The following is an 18,261-nucleotide window of genomic DNA, read 5'->3' as shown; positions in this document are numbered from 1 at the left end:
ATTGTGATGTTCTCCCCTGATTCCTTCCCGCCGGGGCCAGCTCCGGCGCCGTGGGCACTGACCGATGATCAACGCAACCTTTATATGGCGAGCCAACGCTTCGCCCGGGACCGACTAGAGCCCCTGCTTGCCGGACCGCCCAATGAAGCTGCGTGGCAAGAAACCGTCAGACTGGCCTCAGCCGCACTTGATCTCGGCGCAATGGTTCTGCCCGAGGCGTTGGGCGGCCTGGGGATCGATCGTCACGGTCTGGCACTTGTAGTCGAAGCGCTCGCGGCTGGACCGCTCGAGCGTGCGTTGGAGTTGACGCTGACCGTGCCCGCGATCATGGTACTCCGGACACACCATGTGCTCGGTCCGGTGCTGGCTCGGCCAATTCAGGCATATTTCGATGGCACAACAGCGATCGCGTTGTGCGTGCCCGGCATCGACAACACAACAATATGGCAACTCGGTCCACTGGTCGGTGCGGTGCCCCTCACCATGCGAATCGATGACAAGCGGCGGCTCATCCTCGCAGAGCATCCATGTAATCAGCAATCTTCGCGATCGGCAGGCATCGCCACACTCGGCGGCCTCGTGTTGGAGCAAGTGCATTCTGACGAGGCCGCGACGGAAACGCTGCTCGCCGTGATTGCGCGCGCTGACGGCGACAGCGCTCCTCCCGCGCAAACGTACATGATCGAAATCGGTCTCCATCTCTCTGCGCTCGTGACGGGCGCCATGCAACATACGGTGCGGTTCGCGTTCGATTACGCGGCGAGTCGGCAAGCGTTCAGAAAGCCGTTGGCAAACCATCAACTCGTCGCGGCGCGATTATCTGACATGTTGATCGCCGTCCATGGCACCCAGCTCTTTCTGCAAGCGATCAGTGCAGCCGGCCCGTCGGCGCCGGTCTCGCTGGTCCGTCAGTTGCTGCGACACGTCGCGGCCGAGTCAGTCAACGTCAGTCGAGAATTCGTGCAGCTTTGCGGCGGCCACGGCTATGTTGAAGGTCTTCCGCCGGCCGCCCGCTTTCAAACCAGCCATTGGTTTGCCCAACTCCTGCTGCGCATCGACACAGCGCTCGAGTGGCTCGCGGAACCGCGGAAGGCAAATGGGGAGGTCGACGTATGAAGGGCCGCGCCCCTACGGACAGCACGCTTCAGCCTTCAATGGACAACGCTGCATCGCATGCAACGGCCTCCACGTGCTGGTTACGCGATCCAGGGCCGAATGACATCGACGACATCGTCGCCTGGCTCGCGCAGCCGACCATCAGTCGCTGGTTCGACTTCGGGCTCGGCCGCCAAACCCTACCCGCATTGGCGGTGCAAGCGATGGTCCATAGCAGACAGCATCGAATACGCGTGTTCGGTTCGGCTGGCTATACCGTGCCGAGCGGTCTAGTCGCCGTCAGTGATGTCACGCACCGCTTCGCGACCGGCTCATTCTGGATCCTTCGCGACCGATTGCGACCAATCAGCATCAATATGGCTTACAACGCCGCGACATATCTCCTTCATGAAGCGTTTGCCCGTGATCAGCTGCAGTGCATCACTGCATGGGCTGTCGACTGCAATGTTCCGTCGCAACGTCTGCTCGCGCGCTTGGGTTTTCATCTAATCGGACTGCAACGAGACTGCCATCTCGTCGATGGCACGCGCGTCGGGCGGCTTCTTTATGACCTGCTGCCCGACGACCTCGCGCTACCACGCGCACCATGAATACACCCGTGATCACGGCACTTGCCAGCTATGTGCCGCGCTCAGTCGCTATACATCGCGAGTGCGGAATCAAGCCGACGCACGGTGCTTCGATATATTCCGGTTGGCGCGCGTGGGTCGCGTCGTGGCAAGCCGATTACGCCGCCCACCCGACAAATAAAGCGGCTGTAACCAGACTCGCTGCAGTCAACGCAGCGCCGGACGAATTATGTTGCGTGCCTGTTGAGCGCGATACCGATCTATCCGGGCTCGCCGCCAAAATGGCGCGGACAATATGTGCTGCGCGGCCAGCCAATGCAGCGCCGATCGATATTGCAATGTTCTGCCACAGTAGCCTCAACGAGCACGTGTCCACAACAACCGCTGGACGCTTGCGTGCAGTAATCGGCGCGCCGTGCTTCCCGTTCTCCATCTCCCAACAGCAGGGGGCCTCCACGTTCACGGCCCTCCAGCTGGCGAGTGATCTGCTGATTGCGGAGCCCGAAATCCACACCATCTTGATCGTCGCTGCAGAAAATTGGCGTCCGCCGTTCTCGCGATGGACCGACCAGGGAATCGTGCAGGGCGATGCAGCCGGCGCCATCCTAATTGAACGCTCCGGACCCGCGTCTTGCGGACTGATGGTGATCGACGCGCGCGCCAGCCGCCTCCGCCGGCTCGCGACACCCGCCTCGCTCTCAAGCCTAGACATCGGCACCGATTGGCTTGCGGCGCTGCGATCGACGATCGACGCGATACTGCACCGACACGCGCTTCAACCCAACGACCTTGGCACCGTCGTGGGCGGAGGCTTCAATCCTCACCTCGATGCAGCCATCTGCCGGTACCTCAATCGCCGTGCCATCGAATCGCCCAGCCGCGGCTGCGTCCATCTAGGTGCGGCCGAGCCTATTGCGCAGCTCACCGATACGCTCAAATCTCGTGACCTGCCAATGCGCGGGCGAATCCTGATGTGGGACATCGGCCTCAGTGGTTTCGTCGGTTGCGCACTGTTCGAATCGCATGGCAGGCCGCTCTTATATCGTAATCCGTCATGAGCGCTTCTATCGGGATCGTCCATACCACTTACTATCTGCCTGAGCCGGCCGAGGATGTCCGCAGTTGGGCCCAACGAACAAGGCAGTCCGCTGAGACCATCAAACGCCTCGAAGAAGCGGGAGTGCGCTCGTTCTACGACGCTCGGGGACAGACTGCGCTCTCGCTAGCCGCTAACGCCATCCAATCGCTCGTCCGAGCGACCCAGCTTGCGCCCGACACGATCGACTTTCTCATCTATGTTCATACGCTTCAGGGCAGCGTCGCCCCACCGCCCCTGTCCTTGCCACGCCTGCTGTGCGAACGCTTTGGTTTCGAAAAGGCTGAGACGTTCTCGTTGGCGCAACAGCATTGCGCCTCATCACTGGCAGCCCTACGGATCATTCGCGCGATGTTTGCCGCCCGTCCGGCGATCAACCGCGGCCTGCTGGTCGGAGCAGACATCATGCGACTCGCAAGCGACCGGTCAATCGCCGGAGCGGGATTGCTCAGCGACGGCGCATGTACTGTGCTCATCGAACGCGATGCTTCGATCAATCGATTGGTCTCGCTGGCATTTCACGCGAGTGGAGAAGGTTGGCGCGGCACACTGGGGGAAAATGAATCGCGGTTCGCGGCGCAATACTTCTTTGCGGCGCGTCGACTCGCGACGCAAACGAGCGCTGAGGCGAATGTGCCGCTAGCCGAGATTCAGCGAATCTTGCCTTCCCATCTTGATCTGCCAACCTGGCGCCGAACTGTCGCATCGCTTGGTCTTCCAGCAAGACGCCTGTTTACTGATAACTTTACCCGCGTCGCGCATGTAACGGTCAGCGATCCATTCATCAATCTCGCCGACTGCGATGATCTTGTTTCCGGTAAGCCTTTCCTGCTATGCGCCCGCGGAGTGGGAGGATTTTCCGCAGCGGCGCTCTTCGTACGCTAACAGGATCTTGAATCCAGGCAATTACGCCGGGAACACGGCACACGATCACTAATACGTCTCAATAGCGTTTCCGCTCCGGACGGTGCCTTTTAAAAACAAAATCACGTATTAAATTATTACAATCCATAAGATGACATTCCGATCCAAACCATTAGACTCCATACTAGTTACACGCACAACGTCCGTCTCGACGCAACCTCCGGCGTCCGCCACAGCATAGTAAGTTCGTGGGCATTCATCGCCCCATTACCATACTGTTTGTCCGAGTCGCTGCCATGGTGCTGGAACCCTGCCTCCGAATTTATCTTGAATGCCACAAGGCTTAATTAAGGTAGAAGCCATGAGAATGCGATTTCGGCATCGTACGAACAAAAAATTGTTCAAGCCGCCACCATGGAATGTCACATTAGCCGACCGAATGTCGCCACTTCTGTCACTCTTTACCAACGCAAATGATATTTCTTCGCTTTCTGATTTGCTTGGCAATGCGGTACTTCCATTAGGTTTTCCATGTTACGCCGTCACCCGGATCTCCCTGACTTGCATCCACTCTCGACCGAGCATGTCTATGGAGGCAATCTGCTCGCATTATCCCAATAATTGGGTGCAGCACTATCTACAGCACGACTATGGCCTCGTCGATCCCGTACATCGAGTGGCTTTTACTGCCTCCGGACCTTATCGCTGGGGTGATATTACCGATTTGAATCCCACAGAGCGACATGTGCTGGCGGAAGCATGCGACGCCGGACTCAAAAACGGCCTGAGCATCCCAATTCGCGAGGTCGGGGGCAGTGTTTTGCTCATCAATCTATCAGGGCCGTCATCCCGTATCAACGCAGAGACGAGCCGGCGGTTCGCGAGCGTAATCAGCAACCTATTTCGTCTAGAGTTGGACCGGCTCGCGCCTCCCCATCCGAAGGCATTCGTTGAACTTTCTCCGCGCCAGCGTGAATGTCTTTCATGGGTCGCACGAGGAAAAACGTCGGCGGATATCTGCATGATTCTCGAAATATCCCGACATACCGTCGAATATCATATCACTGAAGCAATGAAGATCTTGAATGTGAATAGCAGGATAGCAGCCGCCGTTATTGCCTCCAATTACGGCCTACTTGATTAGCCCCCTTATTTTCAGTCAAATTTTTTCGGTATGTGAGCACGCCGCTGGCATGATTTAACCATGCCCCGAGAGTCTCTCGAATCCCATATATTGAATAATTCTGAACCAGCCATAGATATTCAATATCGCACGGATAATTCGTGGCCAATGTTCATTTGCGCCTCCTCCCAACATCACTAGTTCCAGCCTTGGTTTCGACTTGATACGGTGGCACCCATTGATAAACGATGGAGAATACAAATGCCACTTATTATCGCGGGTAGGTTGAGCGACCTGCCGCTTGAACTTCGTGATGGACTTGGCGCGTTCCGGTACGACGTGTTCGTGCGCCGCCTCCGCTGGCCGCTACCCGATGTCAAGGAAAATGAAACCATAGAATGGGATCACTTCGACGGTGAAACCACCATCCAGATTGTTGAACTCACTTCCGCAGGGCAGACTTCCGAAGGGCAGGTATGTGGTTGTGCACGTCTGATGCCAACTATTGCCCCGTACCTGTTGCGAGAACTACTTCCTCGATCGTCGAACCTCGACTTTCCCTCCTCACCCACCGTATGGGAGCTCTCGCGGTTCGCCAGCTCGGGCATGCAACTCTTTCCTTATGTCATGGCCGTCGCGGCATCGCTCGGCGCGACCCGCATCATTGGTGCCGTCACCCACGCCATCGCACGACTGTATCGCCGCTTTGGCCTTGATCTGCAATATATTGGACCGCATCCGGAGACCGCTACCTCTCCGTTCGTGGTCTGCGCGATTGATCTGACGCCCGTCGCGTTCGCCAGCCTTGGAGCGAACATCGACAGCCTCCGATCGTCAATCACGTGGTGTCGACCGCTCACGCAGAATGCTCCTGCCTCGCTGGGGGCAGCGCCACGTGCCGCGCGTTGTGCGGCAGATGTGCAATCGATCCCGTCCCGGCCGGGACCATCACACTGCGCCGAGATTGGTGCGCTCGACAGTCAAGGCCGCGACTGAGATGTGGATCGCCGGCGGTGATGCCGATTATCCCCATCCTTTACCCAATCCGGTCGGATGGCGGACGCGTAGGCCTGGCCGGTGCGTGAACCTTCGCCGCTTGCCTGTGCACGCAGTCCGAGACGTTCGTCAATGGCATGAGCGACAGCCGACGATTTTGGAAGGCGGCCGCCATCGCAGCCCCCCCAAAACACATGCATCGTGTCGAACAACACTGACAGGATCTCGGTCAGATAAGGCAGCCTGACGATCACACCGCTTCCCATTGAATCGGCATCAACAGGGCCGTAGTGCTCGCTCGGCACGCCGGCTGGCATATCAATCCGTAGCGCATCGAGTTCGCGCTGCAATCGTTCTTCAATACAATAGTGCGCGCTCGCCGAGTTCGCCAGGACCTTGCCAAGCTCGCACAGCTTCTCATCTTTCAGTTGAATACATCTCGTGAGGCGCCGAATCTGCGTTTCGGCCCTTCGCAAACGGATCTGTAAGGCCTCGCAATCGCAGGCCGGTGCCGAGCATGTGCTTGTATCGCTCGATCGCCAAACATTATCGCGTTGCTCCATAACGTGCCTCGCCTGAAACGTGGCGATATGTACGCCACACACCGCGAGAAATCGGACCAATGAAGCACCGAGCTAACCGGAATCATCGCCTCAGCCCGAATCGCTGTGTCTTTTTTCGTTCCTTCGCGCAGCAGTGTCAACTGTGAGGATTGGGGGGTACCGATCAGCGCGTCTGCGAAGTTGAACGATATGGAACAACGAAACGTCCCATCACAACATCGCCGGAGAATTGGGCTGTCAAATGCACGGGACCACGCACGTCCCGAAAAAGTAAGGTGGCTGTCTGAAGTTTTACACTTTGGCAGAGCTGGCGATCGGCAGGTTTCCTCATTGTGCCTCCAACGCGACCCGATGGATACGATCCCAATGCGCACTGGCGGAACAGCGTGGTTGAGCGCACGTCGGCACACAGCGTGCGACCGTCTAACAATCCGCTGATGATCATCGGCAATTTTTGTATCCAACTGCAATAGCCCAATGTACGGTTTTCGATTGCCTCGCCAGATTCACGGCCTCGGAAACGATAAATGATCGACTCCAGGCCCAAACGATGAGAAAATCGCGGAATTGTTCTAATTGCGCTGCCGACAATGACATGTCGCAGACATGGTGCGTCGCGCCGAATTGGACTCTTCGAAGCGACCATTTCAATACTGTTTCCTTTAACCACGTGGAGTGAAGAATGGCCACCTATCAAGAGTTGAAAGCCAAGGCTGAAGCACTGCTCGTGCAAGCAGAAGAAGCCAGGCAGGCCGAACTAGAGACCGTGCTCGAAGAAGTTCGTGCGCGCATTCAAGAGTATGGCCTCACGCCGGAACAGCTCTTCGGCCGTAAGCGCGCACGTGGCGCGAATGGCCGTCAACCTGCGACGGCGAAGTATCAGGATCCGAAAACGGGCAAAACGTGGAGCGGGCGTGGCCGCGAACCGTCATGGATCAAGGGTAAGAAACGTGATCGCTTCTTGATCGCCGAATGATCGCCGCAGCGTAGCGATCCGTCGCCCTACGGACGCTCTCTGGGCCAACAGCTTCATGCTGAAGGCCCGGTTGAATCTGTATCAAGCCGTTCCGGCTCAAGCGATTCCGATTCGTCTCAGCAGCCCCAACGCGGAAGACTCCTCCGCAGTCCTTGGGAATCCATGTCGTTCGTCTCGGCAGTGACTCTATTTCATACATAGCAGCGATACCGCCAGATATCGGTGAATTCAGCCTCCATTGCATCGGGATCAAGCGACATACTGACGACACCACCTCGCACTCGCGATACGCGGCGAGCGCGAACCTGCCCGGCCCGCAGCACCGTTTCTAGAACAGAAGCAGCGTCGATTCAGGCAGCGAACGTTTGCGGCACGACCGGCGCCATTGACTCTTCAAGGATACGTGCACTGGAACAATACGCACCCCAGTCTTCCATCATGAGCCGCCGTCTTTCGAGTTGATCGCGACGCCGATAAGCCGCTATCGTCTGCGAAGTAATGATGTGCGCCAAGGCTTCCTCTGCCAAAGAATCCGGATAGTCAGTGCATTCGGCGACCCAGTCACGAAATGTTGACCGGAAACCGTGCACGGTGATGCCGGAGTACGACATGCGTTTCAGCAGGGACAGCATCGCCATGTTCGACAGTGGACGCCCTTCCGTGCAACCGGGAAACAAATATCCATACTTCGCCTTCGGCAGCGCACTGCGCACGATCTCGACGGCCTGCTTGCAAAGCGGCACGCGCAGCGGTCGACCGCTCTTCGTACGATCGCCCGGGATACTCCAGACACGGTTGTCGAGGTCAAACTCCTCAACCCGCGCAAACCGCGCCTCGTTCGTGCGAGTCGCCGTCAAGACAAGCAAGTGCAACACTCTTGCCGCCCGTCGCGGGCGTTGTTCCAATTCCCGAATGAATGTGGGGAGGTCCTCCCAAGGCAACGCAGCGTGATGCCGGACCTGCGAGCGCTTCTTCGAGCCCGGCAATACTAATTGCAGATGGTCAACGTACCGGGCAGGATTGCTGCCGGTGCGGTGCCCCATCACGGTCTCCGCGTCCAGGATCGCCTTAATGCGCCCCCGCACACGGCGAGCCGTCTCTGCCTTTTTGGTCCAAATCGGCTGCAGAATGCGGACAATCATCGCTGTATCGATGTCGCGCACCCGCACATCGCCGATGATGGGATAGGCGTAGGTCTTGAGCGTATTGCCCCACTGCTGACTGTGCGTTCGGTTTCGCCACTCTGGTTCGTGTGCTCGAATGAACCCTTCAACTGCCTCACGGAACGTCACGTTGGTATCAATGGAGATATCGAGCAATCGCCGATGCTGCTCTTCGCGCCGTGCGAGGATGGGGTCAATCTGGTCCCGAACCATCTCGCGGTACTGAGTGGCCAGCGTTCGTGCTTCACCAAGCGAGACTCGCGAAAGCGGTCCGAGGCCCATTTCGCGCACTCGCCTGTCGAGCGTGAAGCGAAACACCCACGATCCGTGCGCCACTGCCGGCAATCTGCATGAAAAGGCCACCGCCGTCGGCATAGTGTCCCGGGTCCACAGCCTTCGCGACACGCAGCGCGCCAAGCCGATGCAATTGTCGTCCTGCCATGCCGCCGTCCTTTCCTACCCACAAAACCCATGTCGCCACCCATGTTTCGTGAGGAAATTGTGGGGGACGCGGCCGGACCTCGCAAGCACATCGTCACCCACAAAACCACGCAAAATCATGGGGTTACGGACTTTCAGAGGAAGTTCAAGGAACGCCGCGGAAGCCCGGCATGGCGGAAGGCAGCAGGAGTCGAACCTACCCGGGAGTGTCTGACACCCCCAACTGGATTTGAGGTCCAGCCGTACCACCGGATACGAATGCCTTCCTTGGGGGAAAAAACAGATACCTACGCCGTCGTATCGAGCCAGCCGCTGTCAGGCCGCAGGAAGTGAAGATCGCGGTGGAAGCGAGTATACCCAACCCGATCGAAGAACTCGAGAATCTGGATCGCACGCTTGCGGCCCAGCCCCGTCGCGTCGCGGAACGTCGCGGCATCGAGGCCGCCTTCGCGCGACGGCGCGAGATGCGCAACCAGTTCCGCGAGTTCGCGCACGACGTCCGCGTGATAGAACAGGTCGCGCACGACCTGGTGCGCGTCGCCGCGACGTGCGAGCTTGCGCAGCAAGGTACGCACCGCCTCCTCGGCCGCACCGGTCGTGCCGGCGAGATCACGCACCCACGGCGGATCGAAACGTCCCGCGCGCACGAGCGGCAACAGCGTCTGCGCAAGCGCTTCCTCGCGCGGCTCGAGGCTCACCGAATGCGACGGCAGGTGCAGCCACGGGCCGCTTCGCGCCACTTCGCCGCCGGTCACCAGCGCATCGACGAGCGCGCGCCACAGCACGTCGTCAACGAGCGGCGCGGCCATCCGGCGCAAACGCGCCGCATCGAGCCCCTGCTCGTCGGGCATGCGTTCGTGATACGCGCGCAGCGTGTCGAGCGTTTTCACCTGCAGCGCGCGCCAGTGCTCGCGCGCGATCACGCAGCCGTCGTTCGCCGCGGGGCCGTGCTGGCCGATCGCCAGCGCGTCGTCCGGCAAGACCAGCGCGTTCGGCGCAAAACCCGTCAGATGCGTGAGCATCGCGCGCGGGACGCCGAGCGGCGCCTGCGCGAGCAGCGCATCGAGACGGCCTGCGTCGAGCCATTCGGCCAGCGCGTCGAGCCACGCGCGGCGCTGGGGCGTACGACGCTTGCGCGCCGGCCCGAACGGGTCGAGCACGCGGCCGCCGCCGACCGTGCGCGTCGCCTGCGGATTGCGGACGATGAAGCGGTCGCCCGGCAGCGCAAACACCGGCTCGTCGAAGACCAGTTGCACGCGCATCCGCTGGCCGGCCGCAAGCGTATCGCCGTCGAGCAGTGCGACATGTGCGACGCGATGCAGCGTGCCGAGATGCACGTGCAACGGTGCCCAGTGCGTGAGCGTCAGCCCCGCATCCGCGAGCAGCGTCAGCTCGACGTCGAGACGCGGCGACGTCGCGACGAGCCGCGCATCGGCCACGGTATCGCCGCGCTCGACATCGGCCTTGTCGACCCCGGCCAGGTTCAGTGCGCAACGCTCGCCCGCGCGTCCGGCCTCGACCGGACGGTTCTGCGCATGGATGCTGCGCACGCGCGCCGCGCCGCCCGTGCGCACGATCGCGAGCGTGTCGCCGGTCGCGACGCGGCCCGCGAACGCGGTGCCCGTCACGACGGTGCCCTGCCCCGCGAGCGTGAACACGCGATCGACCGCGAGCCGGAACAGCCCGTCGTCGCGGCGGGCGCGCCACGCGATCGCCGCGTCGGCGAGGTGACGCTTCAATGCGGCGACGCCCGGATCGTCCACGGCCGTCGCCCGCGTTTCGAAGATCGGCACGCCGGCCAGCGTCGAATCGCTCAGCCACGCGGCGATCTCGTCGCGCACCTCGGCCACGGCGCGGCGTCGACGCGATCGCACTTCGTCAGCGCGACGGCGCCATGCGTGACGCCGAGCAGCTGCAGGATCGCGAGATGCTCGCGCGTCTGCGGCATCACGCCGTCGTCGGCGGCAATCACGAGCAGCGCGAAGTCGATCCCGCACGCGCCGGCCGCCATCGTGTGAATCAGCTTCTCGTGGCCCGGCACGTCGATCAGGCCGAGCACGTCGCCGTTGTCGAGCGGCGTATACGCGTAACCGAGTTCGATCGAGATGCCGCGTGCCTTCTCTTCCTTCAGGCGGTCGGTATCGACGCCCGTCAGCGCGCGCACCAGCGTCGTCTTGCCGTGGTCGATGTGTCCGGCGGTACCGACGATCATGCAGCGGGCCCCGCGAGCGGCACGCATTGCGCGACGAACGCCGCCTCGTCGGCCGCTTCGAGGCAGCGCAGGTCGAGCCGCAGTGCATTGTCGGCCACGCGGCCGATCACCGGGCGCGGCCATTCGCGCAGCCGCTTCTCGAGCTGCGCAAGCGCGCGGCCGCCGCGCTTGCCGTCCGCCGTGCGCACGACGAGCCCGGCGCTCGGCAGCTGGTCGACCGGCAGCGCACCGCTGCCGATCTGGCTGAACATCGGCTCGACCGCCACGACGAAACCGCTGCCGAGCGCGGCCTGCAGCGCCGGACGCACGCGCTCGGCGGCCGCGGCGATCTCGCCGTGCGGGCGCGTCAGCAGGCGCAGTGTCGTGAGCCGGTCGCGCAGGAATTCGGGGGACTGGTAGAGGCGCAGCACGGGTTCGAGCGCCGCGAGCGTGAGCTTGCCGACGCGCAGCGCGCGCTTGAGCGGATGTTTCTTGATCTTCGCGATCAGCGCGCGATCGCCGACGATCAGGCCGGCCTGCGGCCCGCCAAGCAGCTTGTCGCCGCTGAACGTGACAACGTTTGCGCCGGCGGCGACGGTTTCCTGCACGGTCGTCTCGTGCGGCAGGCCCCATTGCGTCAGGTCGGCGAGCGTGCCGCTGCCGAGATCGACGGCGACCGGCAGCCCGTGCTCGCGCGCGAGCGGCGCGAGTTCGGCGAGCGACGTCTCCTTCGTGAAGCCGCTGATCGCGTAGTTGCTGCAATGCACCTTCATCAGCAGCGCGGTGCGCGGGCCGATTGCCTCCGCGTAGTCGCGCGGATGGGTGCGGTTGGTCGTGCCGACCTCGCGCAGCCTGGCGCCCGCGCGGCTCATGATGTCGGGAATGCGGAATGCGCCGCCGATCTCGACCAGCTCGCCGCGCGACACGACGACTTCCCGCTTCGTCGCCAGCGCCGACAGCGCCAGCAGCACGGCCGCCGCGTTGTTGTTGACGACGGTCGCGGCTTCCGCGCCCGTCAGTTCGCACAGCAGATCGTCGATCAGGTCGTCGCGATCGCCGCGGCGGCCCGTGGCGAGGTCGAATTCGAGGTTCACGGGGCGCGTGAGCGCGTCGACCACCGCGCGCACCGCGTCGTCGGGCAACAGCGCGCGCCCGAGGTTCGTGTGCAGCACGGTGCCGGTCAGGTTGAACACGGTGCGCACCGCGCCCGCGCTCTGCGCGGCCAGCGTGCGCGCGACGGCCGCGGCGATGCGCGGTTCGTCGAGCGGTTCGGCCCGCGCCGGATCGTGCTGCGCGTCGGTACGCCAACGTTCGAGCTCGGCGCGCACCGCGTTCAGCACGCGCGTACGGCCGTAGTCGGCGAGCAGCGGTTGCAGCGGCGCCGACGACAGCACGCGCTCGACCGACGGCACACGCGCCAGCAGCGCGTTCAGCTCGTTGAGGCCTGGTTCAGTCACGTGGGGGTGAGCTCCATGCAAAACCTTCAACCTTCGCGCGGCGCTTCAGGCCACAGCAGCGGGTTCGGCGAACTGCGCTGGTAGCCGGCCTCGTTCATCAGCAGGTCGAGCGTGAGGCTCGCGAGATCGTCCGCCAGCGGCTCGAACTCGTAGTCCTTGTCCTGATAACCGATCTTGCGATAGGTCTTGCACTCGTCGCACGATTCGGCCTTGACGGCTTCGCTGCCGCCCTCGATCCCGTGATACGCGATGCCCTTCGTCGAATCGCAGTGCGAGCACTTCGTGCGCACCATGTGCCACTCGGTCGTGCACAGCCCGCATTGCAGGAAACGGTAGCCCTGGTACTGGCCGCCGACCCGCACGACGCTCGCGACCGGATGCGTGCCGCACACGGGGCACAGGCCCGGCTGGTCGAGGAACGGCACGTCGGCCGGCCGCGTGCGGCTCGCGAGGTCCGTCCAGACGACCTGCAGCGCGGCCATCAGGAACGGCGCGGTGGCCGGATCGACTTCGGCGAAGCGCAGCGCGAGGATCGCGTCGGCCTGCGCGTCGAGTTCGGCGGGCGCCATCAGGCGCAGCCGGTCGAGCAGCTTCGCGAGCTGCGGGTTGACGAGCCCGGCGCCTTCGACGCGGTCGAGCAGTTCGTACAGCACGGCACGCCATTGCGGGTTGCGCTCGCCGTCGAGCGCCGGTATGAGCGGCATCGAATGCTGCTGCGCGAGCGCGATCGCTTCCTTCGACGGCATCTGCGCGGCGAAGTCCTGCAGCACCGCATGCTGCGCGTCCGCGACCACCGCCATCAGCCGCAGGTAGCCGCTGATCGGGTTCAGGTCGGCCAGCTTGCGCAGGCGCGCGGCGCGCGCCGAGAACGCGGTGGCGCGCTCCGGCAGGCGAAAGCGCGGGATGGCCGAATGATCGAGTGCCGATATCTCGGTCGGTTCGAGGATGCGTTGAGTCACGAGAGTGTTGTCCAAAAAACAAGCGCCGACGTATCGGCGCTTCGGCGGTTCCGACGACGGACGGAGCGGCGCACCGCCCCGTCCCGGCGCACTACTTCACGCTTTCACGGAACCACTTCGGGTGATGCTTGCGAGCCCAGCCCAGCGTGACGGTGCCGCGCACCATCGCGCCGATCGAGCCCTTCACCCACAACGCCGCATAGATATGCGTGACGATGCCGACAATCAGCACGAACGCCGCGACGGCATGGACTACCGCCGCGAGCCGGATCACCCCGATCGGGAAGTAGAACGAGAAGTAGCGCCGCCAGATCACGACGCCCGACAGCAGGAGCAGCAACAGGCACGCCACCAACGTGAAGAATAGCAGCTTCTGCCCGGCGTTATAGCGGCCGATCTCCGGCAGCTTGTCCTCGCGGTTCGCGAGCACGTCGTCGATCTGGCGCAGCCACTGCACGTCGTCCCGGTCGAGCACGTTGTGATGCCAGAAGCGCACGACCAGGATCGCGAACGACACGAACATCACGAGTCCGACGAACGGATGCAGGATCCGCGTCCACTGGCCGCCGCCGAACAGCGCGGTCAGCCAGAACATCGACGGATGAAACAGCGCGAGCCCGGACAGCGCGAGCAGCACGAACGTGATCGCGGTGATCCAGTGGTTCGTGCGCTCGTTCGCCGAGTAGCGGACGATCAGGTTCGGGTCGTCGTGGTTCATTTCGCGTCCTCCTTGATGCGTCGCGCCTCGTCGCGCGCGGCCGATTCCTCTTCGTCGCTCACCTCGTTCGGACCGACGCGGACGTAGTGGAAGAAGCCGGCGAGCGCGGTCAGCGCGATGCCGGCCACCGCGAGCGGTTTCGCGATGCCCTTCCACAGCTTCACCATCGGGCTGATCGACGGGTTGTCGGGCAGCCCGTGGTACAGCGACGGTTTGTCGGCGTGGTGCAGCACGTACATCACGTGGGTGCCGCCGACGCCCTGCGGGTCGTACAGCCCCGCATGCTCGAAGCCGCGCTCCTTCAGGTCCTCGATCCGCTCGGCCGCGTGCTGCTTCATGTCCTCCTTGGTGCCGAACACGATCGCGCCCGTCGGGCAGGTCTTCACGCAGGCCGGTTCCTGGCCGACCGCGACGCGGTCGGAACAGAGCGTGCACTTGTACGCGCGATGATCCTTCTTCGAGATCCGCGGAACGTTGAACGGGCAGCCGGTCACGCAATAGCCGCAACCGATGCAGTTCTCCTCGTGGAAATCGACGATCCCGTTGTTGTACTGCACGATCGCACCCGGCGACGGGCACGCCTTCAGGCAGCCCGGATCCTCGCAGTGCATGCAGCCGTCCTTGCGGATCAGCCACTCGAGGTCGCCCGCCGGGTTCTCGTATTCGGCGAACCGCATGACCGTCCACGAATGCTCGGTCAGGTCGGCCGGGTTGTCGTACACGCCGACGTTGGTGCCGACTTCGTCGCGCAGGTCGTTCCACTCCATGCATGCCGTCTGGCATGCCTTGCAGCCGATGCACTTCGATACGTCGATCAGCTTCGCGACGCTCCCGGTCACCGGTTCGCGCACCGTGGGCGGTGGCGTCGTGGTGGCCGAGACGCGCTTGATATCCAGCGATTGCAATGCCATCTCTTTCCCCTTACGCCTTTTCGACCTTCACCAGGAACGACTTGAATTCCGGTGTATAGGAGTTGCCGTCACCCACGGACGGAGTCAGGGTATTCGCGAGATAGCCGGGCTTCGTCAGACCCTTGAAGCCCCAGTGCAACGGGACACCGACCGTCTGGACCTTCTTGCCGTCGACCGTCAGCGGCTTGATCCGCTTCGTGACGAGGGCGACCGCGATGATGTAGCCGCGCTTGGACGACACCTTCACGCGATCGCCATGCACGACGCCGACTTCCTTCGCGAGGTCTTCGCCGATCTCGACGAATTGCTCGGGCTGGATGATCGAGTTCAGCCGCGCATGCTTGGTCCAGTAGTGGAAATGCTCGGTCAGCCGGTACGTGGTCGCCGCGTGCGGGAACTCCGGCGCCTGGCCGAACGACGCCCGATCGTCCGGGAACACGCGGGCGGCCGGGTTGTTCAGCGCCAGCGGGTTGTTCGGATGCAGCGGGTTCGTGCCGATCGGCGTTTCGAACGGCTCGTAGTGCTCGGGGAACGGGCCTTCGTTCATCCCCGCACGCGCGAAGAAGCGCGCGACACCCTCCGGATTCATGATGAACGGCCCCATCCCGTTTTCGGGTGGTTCGTCCGCCTTGAAATCGGGGATGTCGGCGCCCTTCCACCCGCTGCCGTTCCAGCCGATCAGCTTGCGGGTCGGGTCGAACGGCTTGCCGCTCACGTCGCACGATGCGCGGTTGTACAGGATCCGCCGGTTCGCCGGCCAGGCCCACGCCCAGTTCAGCGTCTGGCCGATGCCGGTCGGATCGGAGTTGTCGCGCCGGCCCATCTGGTTGCCGGCCTGCGTCCACGCACCGCAGAAGATCCAGCAGCCGCTCGCGGTCGTCCCGTCGTCCTTCAGTTGCGCGAACGCGGCCAGTTGCTCGCCCTTCTTCACGAGCGTCCTGGCCGGATCCTTCGGATCGGGCAGATCGGCGAGCGCGCGACCGTTGAACTCCATCGCGAGCTCTTCGGGCGTCGGGCTTTCCGGGTTCGCGTACGGCCAGGTCAGGTTGACGATCGGGTCCGGATACTTGCCGCCGTCCGTCTGGTACATCTTGCGCATGCGCAGGAACAGCCCCGACATGATCTCGAGGTCGCTACGCGCTTCGCCCGGCGGCTCCGCGCCCTTCCAGTGCCATTGCAGCACGCGGCTCGAACTCACGAGCGAACCGTTTTCCTCCGCAAAGCACGTGGTCGGCAGACGGAACACCTCGGTCTGGATCTTCGACGCGTCGACGTCGTTGTAGTCGCCGTGATGCTTCCAGAACTCGGACGTCTCGGTCGCGAGCGGATCCATGATCACGAGCCACTTCAGCTTCGCGAGCCCTGCCGCCGTCTTCACCTTCGACGGCGCCGCCGCGAGCGGATTGAAGCCCTGGCAGATGTAGCCGTTCATCTTGCCGGCATTCATCAGCTCGATCGCCTGCAGCAGGTCGTACTGCTTGTCCAGCTTCGGCAGGTAGTCGTAGGCCCAGTTGTTCTCGGCGGTCGCCGCGTCGCCCCACCAGGACTTCATGAAGCTGACGTGGAAGGCCTTGTAGTTCTTCCAGTAGCTCAGCTGGTTCGGCCGCAGCGGCTGCTGCACGCGCTTCTTGATGTAGCCGTCGAAATCCTGCTCGGCCTGCATCGGCAGCGTCATGTAGCCCGGCAGCAGGTTCGACATCAGCCCGAGGTCGGTCAGCCCCTGGATGTTCGAGTGGCCGCGCAGCGCGTTCATCCCGCCGCCGGCGATGCCGATGTTGCCGAGCAGCAGCTGCACCATCGCGCCGGTGCGGATGATCTGCGCGCCGATCGAGTGGTGGGTCCAGCCGAGCGCGTACAGCACCGTGCCGGCGCGGCCGGGAACGGCGGTGGTCGCGAGCATCTCGCACACCTTCAGGAACTTCTCCTTCGGCGTGCCGCAGACCTGCTGGACCATGTCCTGCGTATAGCGCGCGTAGTGCTGCTTCAGCAGGTTGTACACGCAACGCGGATGCTGCAGCGTCGGGTCGACCTTCACGAAGCCGTCGTCGCCGCGCTCGTAGTCCCAGCTCGATTTGTCCGGGTACGCGTGTTTCTCCGCGTCGTAGCCGGAATAGATGCCGTCGTTGAACGCGAAATCCTCGCGCACGATGAACGAGAAGTCCGTGTAGTTCTTCACGTACTCATGCTGGATCTTGTCGTTCGTCAGCAGATAGTTGATCACACCGCCCAGGAAGACGATGTCGGTGCCGGTGCGGATCGGCGCGTAGTAGTCGGCCACCGAGGCCGTACGCGTAAAGCGCGGGTCGACGACGATCAGCCGCGCCTTGCGGTGCGCCTTCGCCTCCGTTACCCACTTGAAACCGCACGGATGGGCCTCGGCTGCATTGCCGCCCATCACGAGAATCACGTCCGCGTTCTTGATGTCGACCCAATGGTTCGTCATCGCTCCACGGCCAAACGTCGGGGCAAGACCTGCCACCGTCGGGCCATGTCAGACACGCGCCTGATTGTCGAATGCGAGCATCCCCAGACTGCGGATGGTCTTGTGCGTCAGGTAGCCGACCTCGTTGCTGCCCGCCGACGCGGCCAGCATGCCGGTCGTCAGCCAGCGGTTGACCTTCGCACCGTCCTCCGCCGTCTCGACGAAGTTCGCGTCGCGGTCGGCCTTCATCAGCTTCGCGATGCGGTCGAGCGCGTCGTTCCACGAGATCGGTTCCCACTTGTCCGAGCCGGGCGCGCGATACTCGGGGTGCGTCAGGCGGTTCGGGCTGTGGATGAAGTCGATCAGGCTTGCACCCTTCGGGCACAGCGTGCCGCGATTGACGGGATGGTCGGGATCGCCTTCGATGTGGATGATGCTCGGCTGCGCGTTCTTCGCGCCGTCTCCGAGGCTGTACATCAGGATGCCGCAACCCACTGAACAGTAAGGACAGGTATTGCGCGTTTCGACGGTGCGCGCCAGCTTGTACTGTCGGACTTCGGCGAGCGCTTCGGACGGAGAGAAGCCCATCAGGGCTAGACTCGATCCGGCAAGCGACGTAGCCGTCACCTTCAGGAACTGGCGCCGGGACATTTGTAGCATGACTGGTCTCGGCGTTATTGTGGGGGTGGGGAAACT

General features: G+C 62.8%; 13 protein-coding genes, 1 tRNA gene and 2 pseudogenes. 7 read left to right on the top strand and 9 right to left on the bottom strand.

Annotated elements, in window-relative coordinates; genetic code table 11:
• The first annotated feature begins 6 nt into the window (after window positions 1-6).
• The 6 genes from WT26_RS24920 to WT26_RS36285 all read left to right on the top strand — a co-directional run bounded on the left by WT26_RS24920 (window position 7) and on the right by WT26_RS36285 (window position 5,764).
• Window positions 7-1,116, top strand: coding sequence for an acyl-CoA dehydrogenase family protein (locus WT26_RS24920; RefSeq protein WP_069271838.1), 1,110 nt, complete (start codon window positions 7-9; stop codon window positions 1,114-1,116).
• Window positions 1,113-1,706 (top strand): GNAT family N-acetyltransferase, encoded by a 594-nt coding sequence (locus WT26_RS24915; RefSeq protein ID WP_069274210.1) that lies wholly within the window; start codon window positions 1,113-1,115, stop codon window positions 1,704-1,706. The genes WT26_RS24920 and WT26_RS24915 overlap by 4 nt, the downstream gene beginning before the upstream one ends.
• The gene (locus WT26_RS24910) at window positions 1,703-2,743 is read left to right on the top strand and encodes a hypothetical protein (protein WP_063806909.1); all 1,041 of its coding nucleotides are present in this window, start codon (window positions 1,703-1,705) and stop codon (window positions 2,741-2,743) included. Before WT26_RS24915 ends, WT26_RS24910 begins: the two co-directional genes overlap by 4 nt.
• A complete protein-coding gene (locus tag WT26_RS24905) occupies window positions 2,740-3,666 on the top strand; it encodes a 3-oxoacyl-ACP synthase (RefSeq protein WP_069271063.1) in 927 nt (308 codons plus the stop codon). Before WT26_RS24910 ends, WT26_RS24905 begins: the two co-directional genes overlap by 4 nt.
• Before the next feature lie 310 nt (window positions 3,667-3,976).
• The gene (locus tag WT26_RS36290; protein WP_335622472.1) at window positions 3,977-4,789 is read left to right on the top strand and encodes a LuxR family transcriptional regulator; all 813 of its coding nucleotides are present in this window, start codon (window positions 3,977-3,979) and stop codon (window positions 4,787-4,789) included.
• A 240-nt stretch (window positions 4,790-5,029) separates the two neighbouring features.
• Window positions 5,030-5,764 (top strand): acyl-homoserine-lactone synthase, encoded by a 735-nt coding sequence (locus tag WT26_RS36285; RefSeq protein ID WP_196222196.1) that lies wholly within the window; start codon window positions 5,030-5,032, stop codon window positions 5,762-5,764.
• Here WT26_RS36285 and WT26_RS36280 read toward each other — a convergent pair.
• A complete protein-coding gene (locus WT26_RS36280) occupies window positions 5,749-6,327 on the bottom strand; it encodes a hypothetical protein (protein ID WP_196222195.1) in 579 nt (192 codons plus the stop codon). The genes WT26_RS36285 and WT26_RS36280 overlap by 16 nt on opposite strands.
• Window positions 6,328-7,009: 682 nt before the next feature.
• Here WT26_RS36280 and WT26_RS24900 point away from each other — a divergent pair.
• Window positions 7,010-7,303, top strand: coding sequence for an H-NS family nucleoid-associated regulatory protein (locus tag WT26_RS24900; protein WP_069274209.1), 294 nt, complete (start codon window positions 7,010-7,012; stop codon window positions 7,301-7,303).
• A 350-nt stretch (window positions 7,304-7,653) separates the two neighbouring features.
• Here WT26_RS24900 and WT26_RS24895 read toward each other — a convergent pair.
• The 8 genes and pseudogenes from WT26_RS24895 to fdnG form a co-directional block, all read right to left on the bottom strand.
• Window positions 7,654-8,908, bottom strand: a pseudogene (locus WT26_RS24895) (tyrosine-type recombinase/integrase).
• A gap of 170 nt (window positions 8,909-9,078) precedes the next feature.
• Window positions 9,079-9,174 (bottom strand) — tRNA-Sec (locus tag WT26_RS24890).
• Between the two features lie 20 nt (window positions 9,175-9,194).
• A pseudogene (selB, locus tag WT26_RS24885) lies at window positions 9,195-11,119 on the bottom strand (selenocysteine-specific translation elongation factor).
• Window positions 11,116-12,555 carry an L-seryl-tRNA(Sec) selenium transferase gene (gene selA, locus WT26_RS24880; protein WP_069274208.1) on the bottom strand — a complete coding sequence of 480 codons (1,440 nt, stop codon included), beginning with the start codon at window positions 12,553-12,555 and terminating at the stop codon, window positions 11,116-11,118. Before selA ends, selB begins: the two are co-directional and overlap by 4 nt.
• Before the next feature lie 26 nt (window positions 12,556-12,581).
• Complete coding sequence (gene fdhE / locus WT26_RS24875) at window positions 12,582-13,514, bottom strand: formate dehydrogenase accessory protein FdhE (RefSeq protein ID WP_196774822.1); 933 nt, start codon at window positions 13,512-13,514, stop codon at window positions 12,582-12,584.
• A gap of 91 nt (window positions 13,515-13,605) precedes the next feature.
• Window positions 13,606-14,232, bottom strand: a complete 627-nt coding sequence (locus WT26_RS24870; protein WP_069274206.1) for a formate dehydrogenase subunit gamma — start codon at window positions 14,230-14,232, stop codon at window positions 13,606-13,608.
• The gene (fdxH, locus tag WT26_RS24865) at window positions 14,229-15,143 is read right to left on the bottom strand and encodes a formate dehydrogenase subunit beta (RefSeq protein WP_059521383.1); all 915 of its coding nucleotides are present in this window, start codon (window positions 15,141-15,143) and stop codon (window positions 14,229-14,231) included. The genes WT26_RS24870 and fdxH overlap by 4 nt, the downstream gene beginning before the upstream one ends.
• A 10-nt stretch (window positions 15,144-15,153) precedes the next feature.
• Window positions 15,154-18,225 (bottom strand): formate dehydrogenase-N subunit alpha, encoded by a 3,072-nt coding sequence (gene fdnG, locus WT26_RS24860; protein WP_155774696.1) that lies wholly within the window; start codon window positions 18,223-18,225, stop codon window positions 15,154-15,156.
• Window positions 18,226-18,261 lie beyond the last annotated feature (36 nt).

The organism is Burkholderia cepacia (assembly GCF_001718835.1).
GTDB lineage: Bacteria > Pseudomonadota > Gammaproteobacteria > Burkholderiales > Burkholderiaceae > Burkholderia > Burkholderia cepacia_F.
Note: the sequence above shows the minus strand (reverse complement) of the source record. Positions and strands in the feature narration are given on the sequence as shown.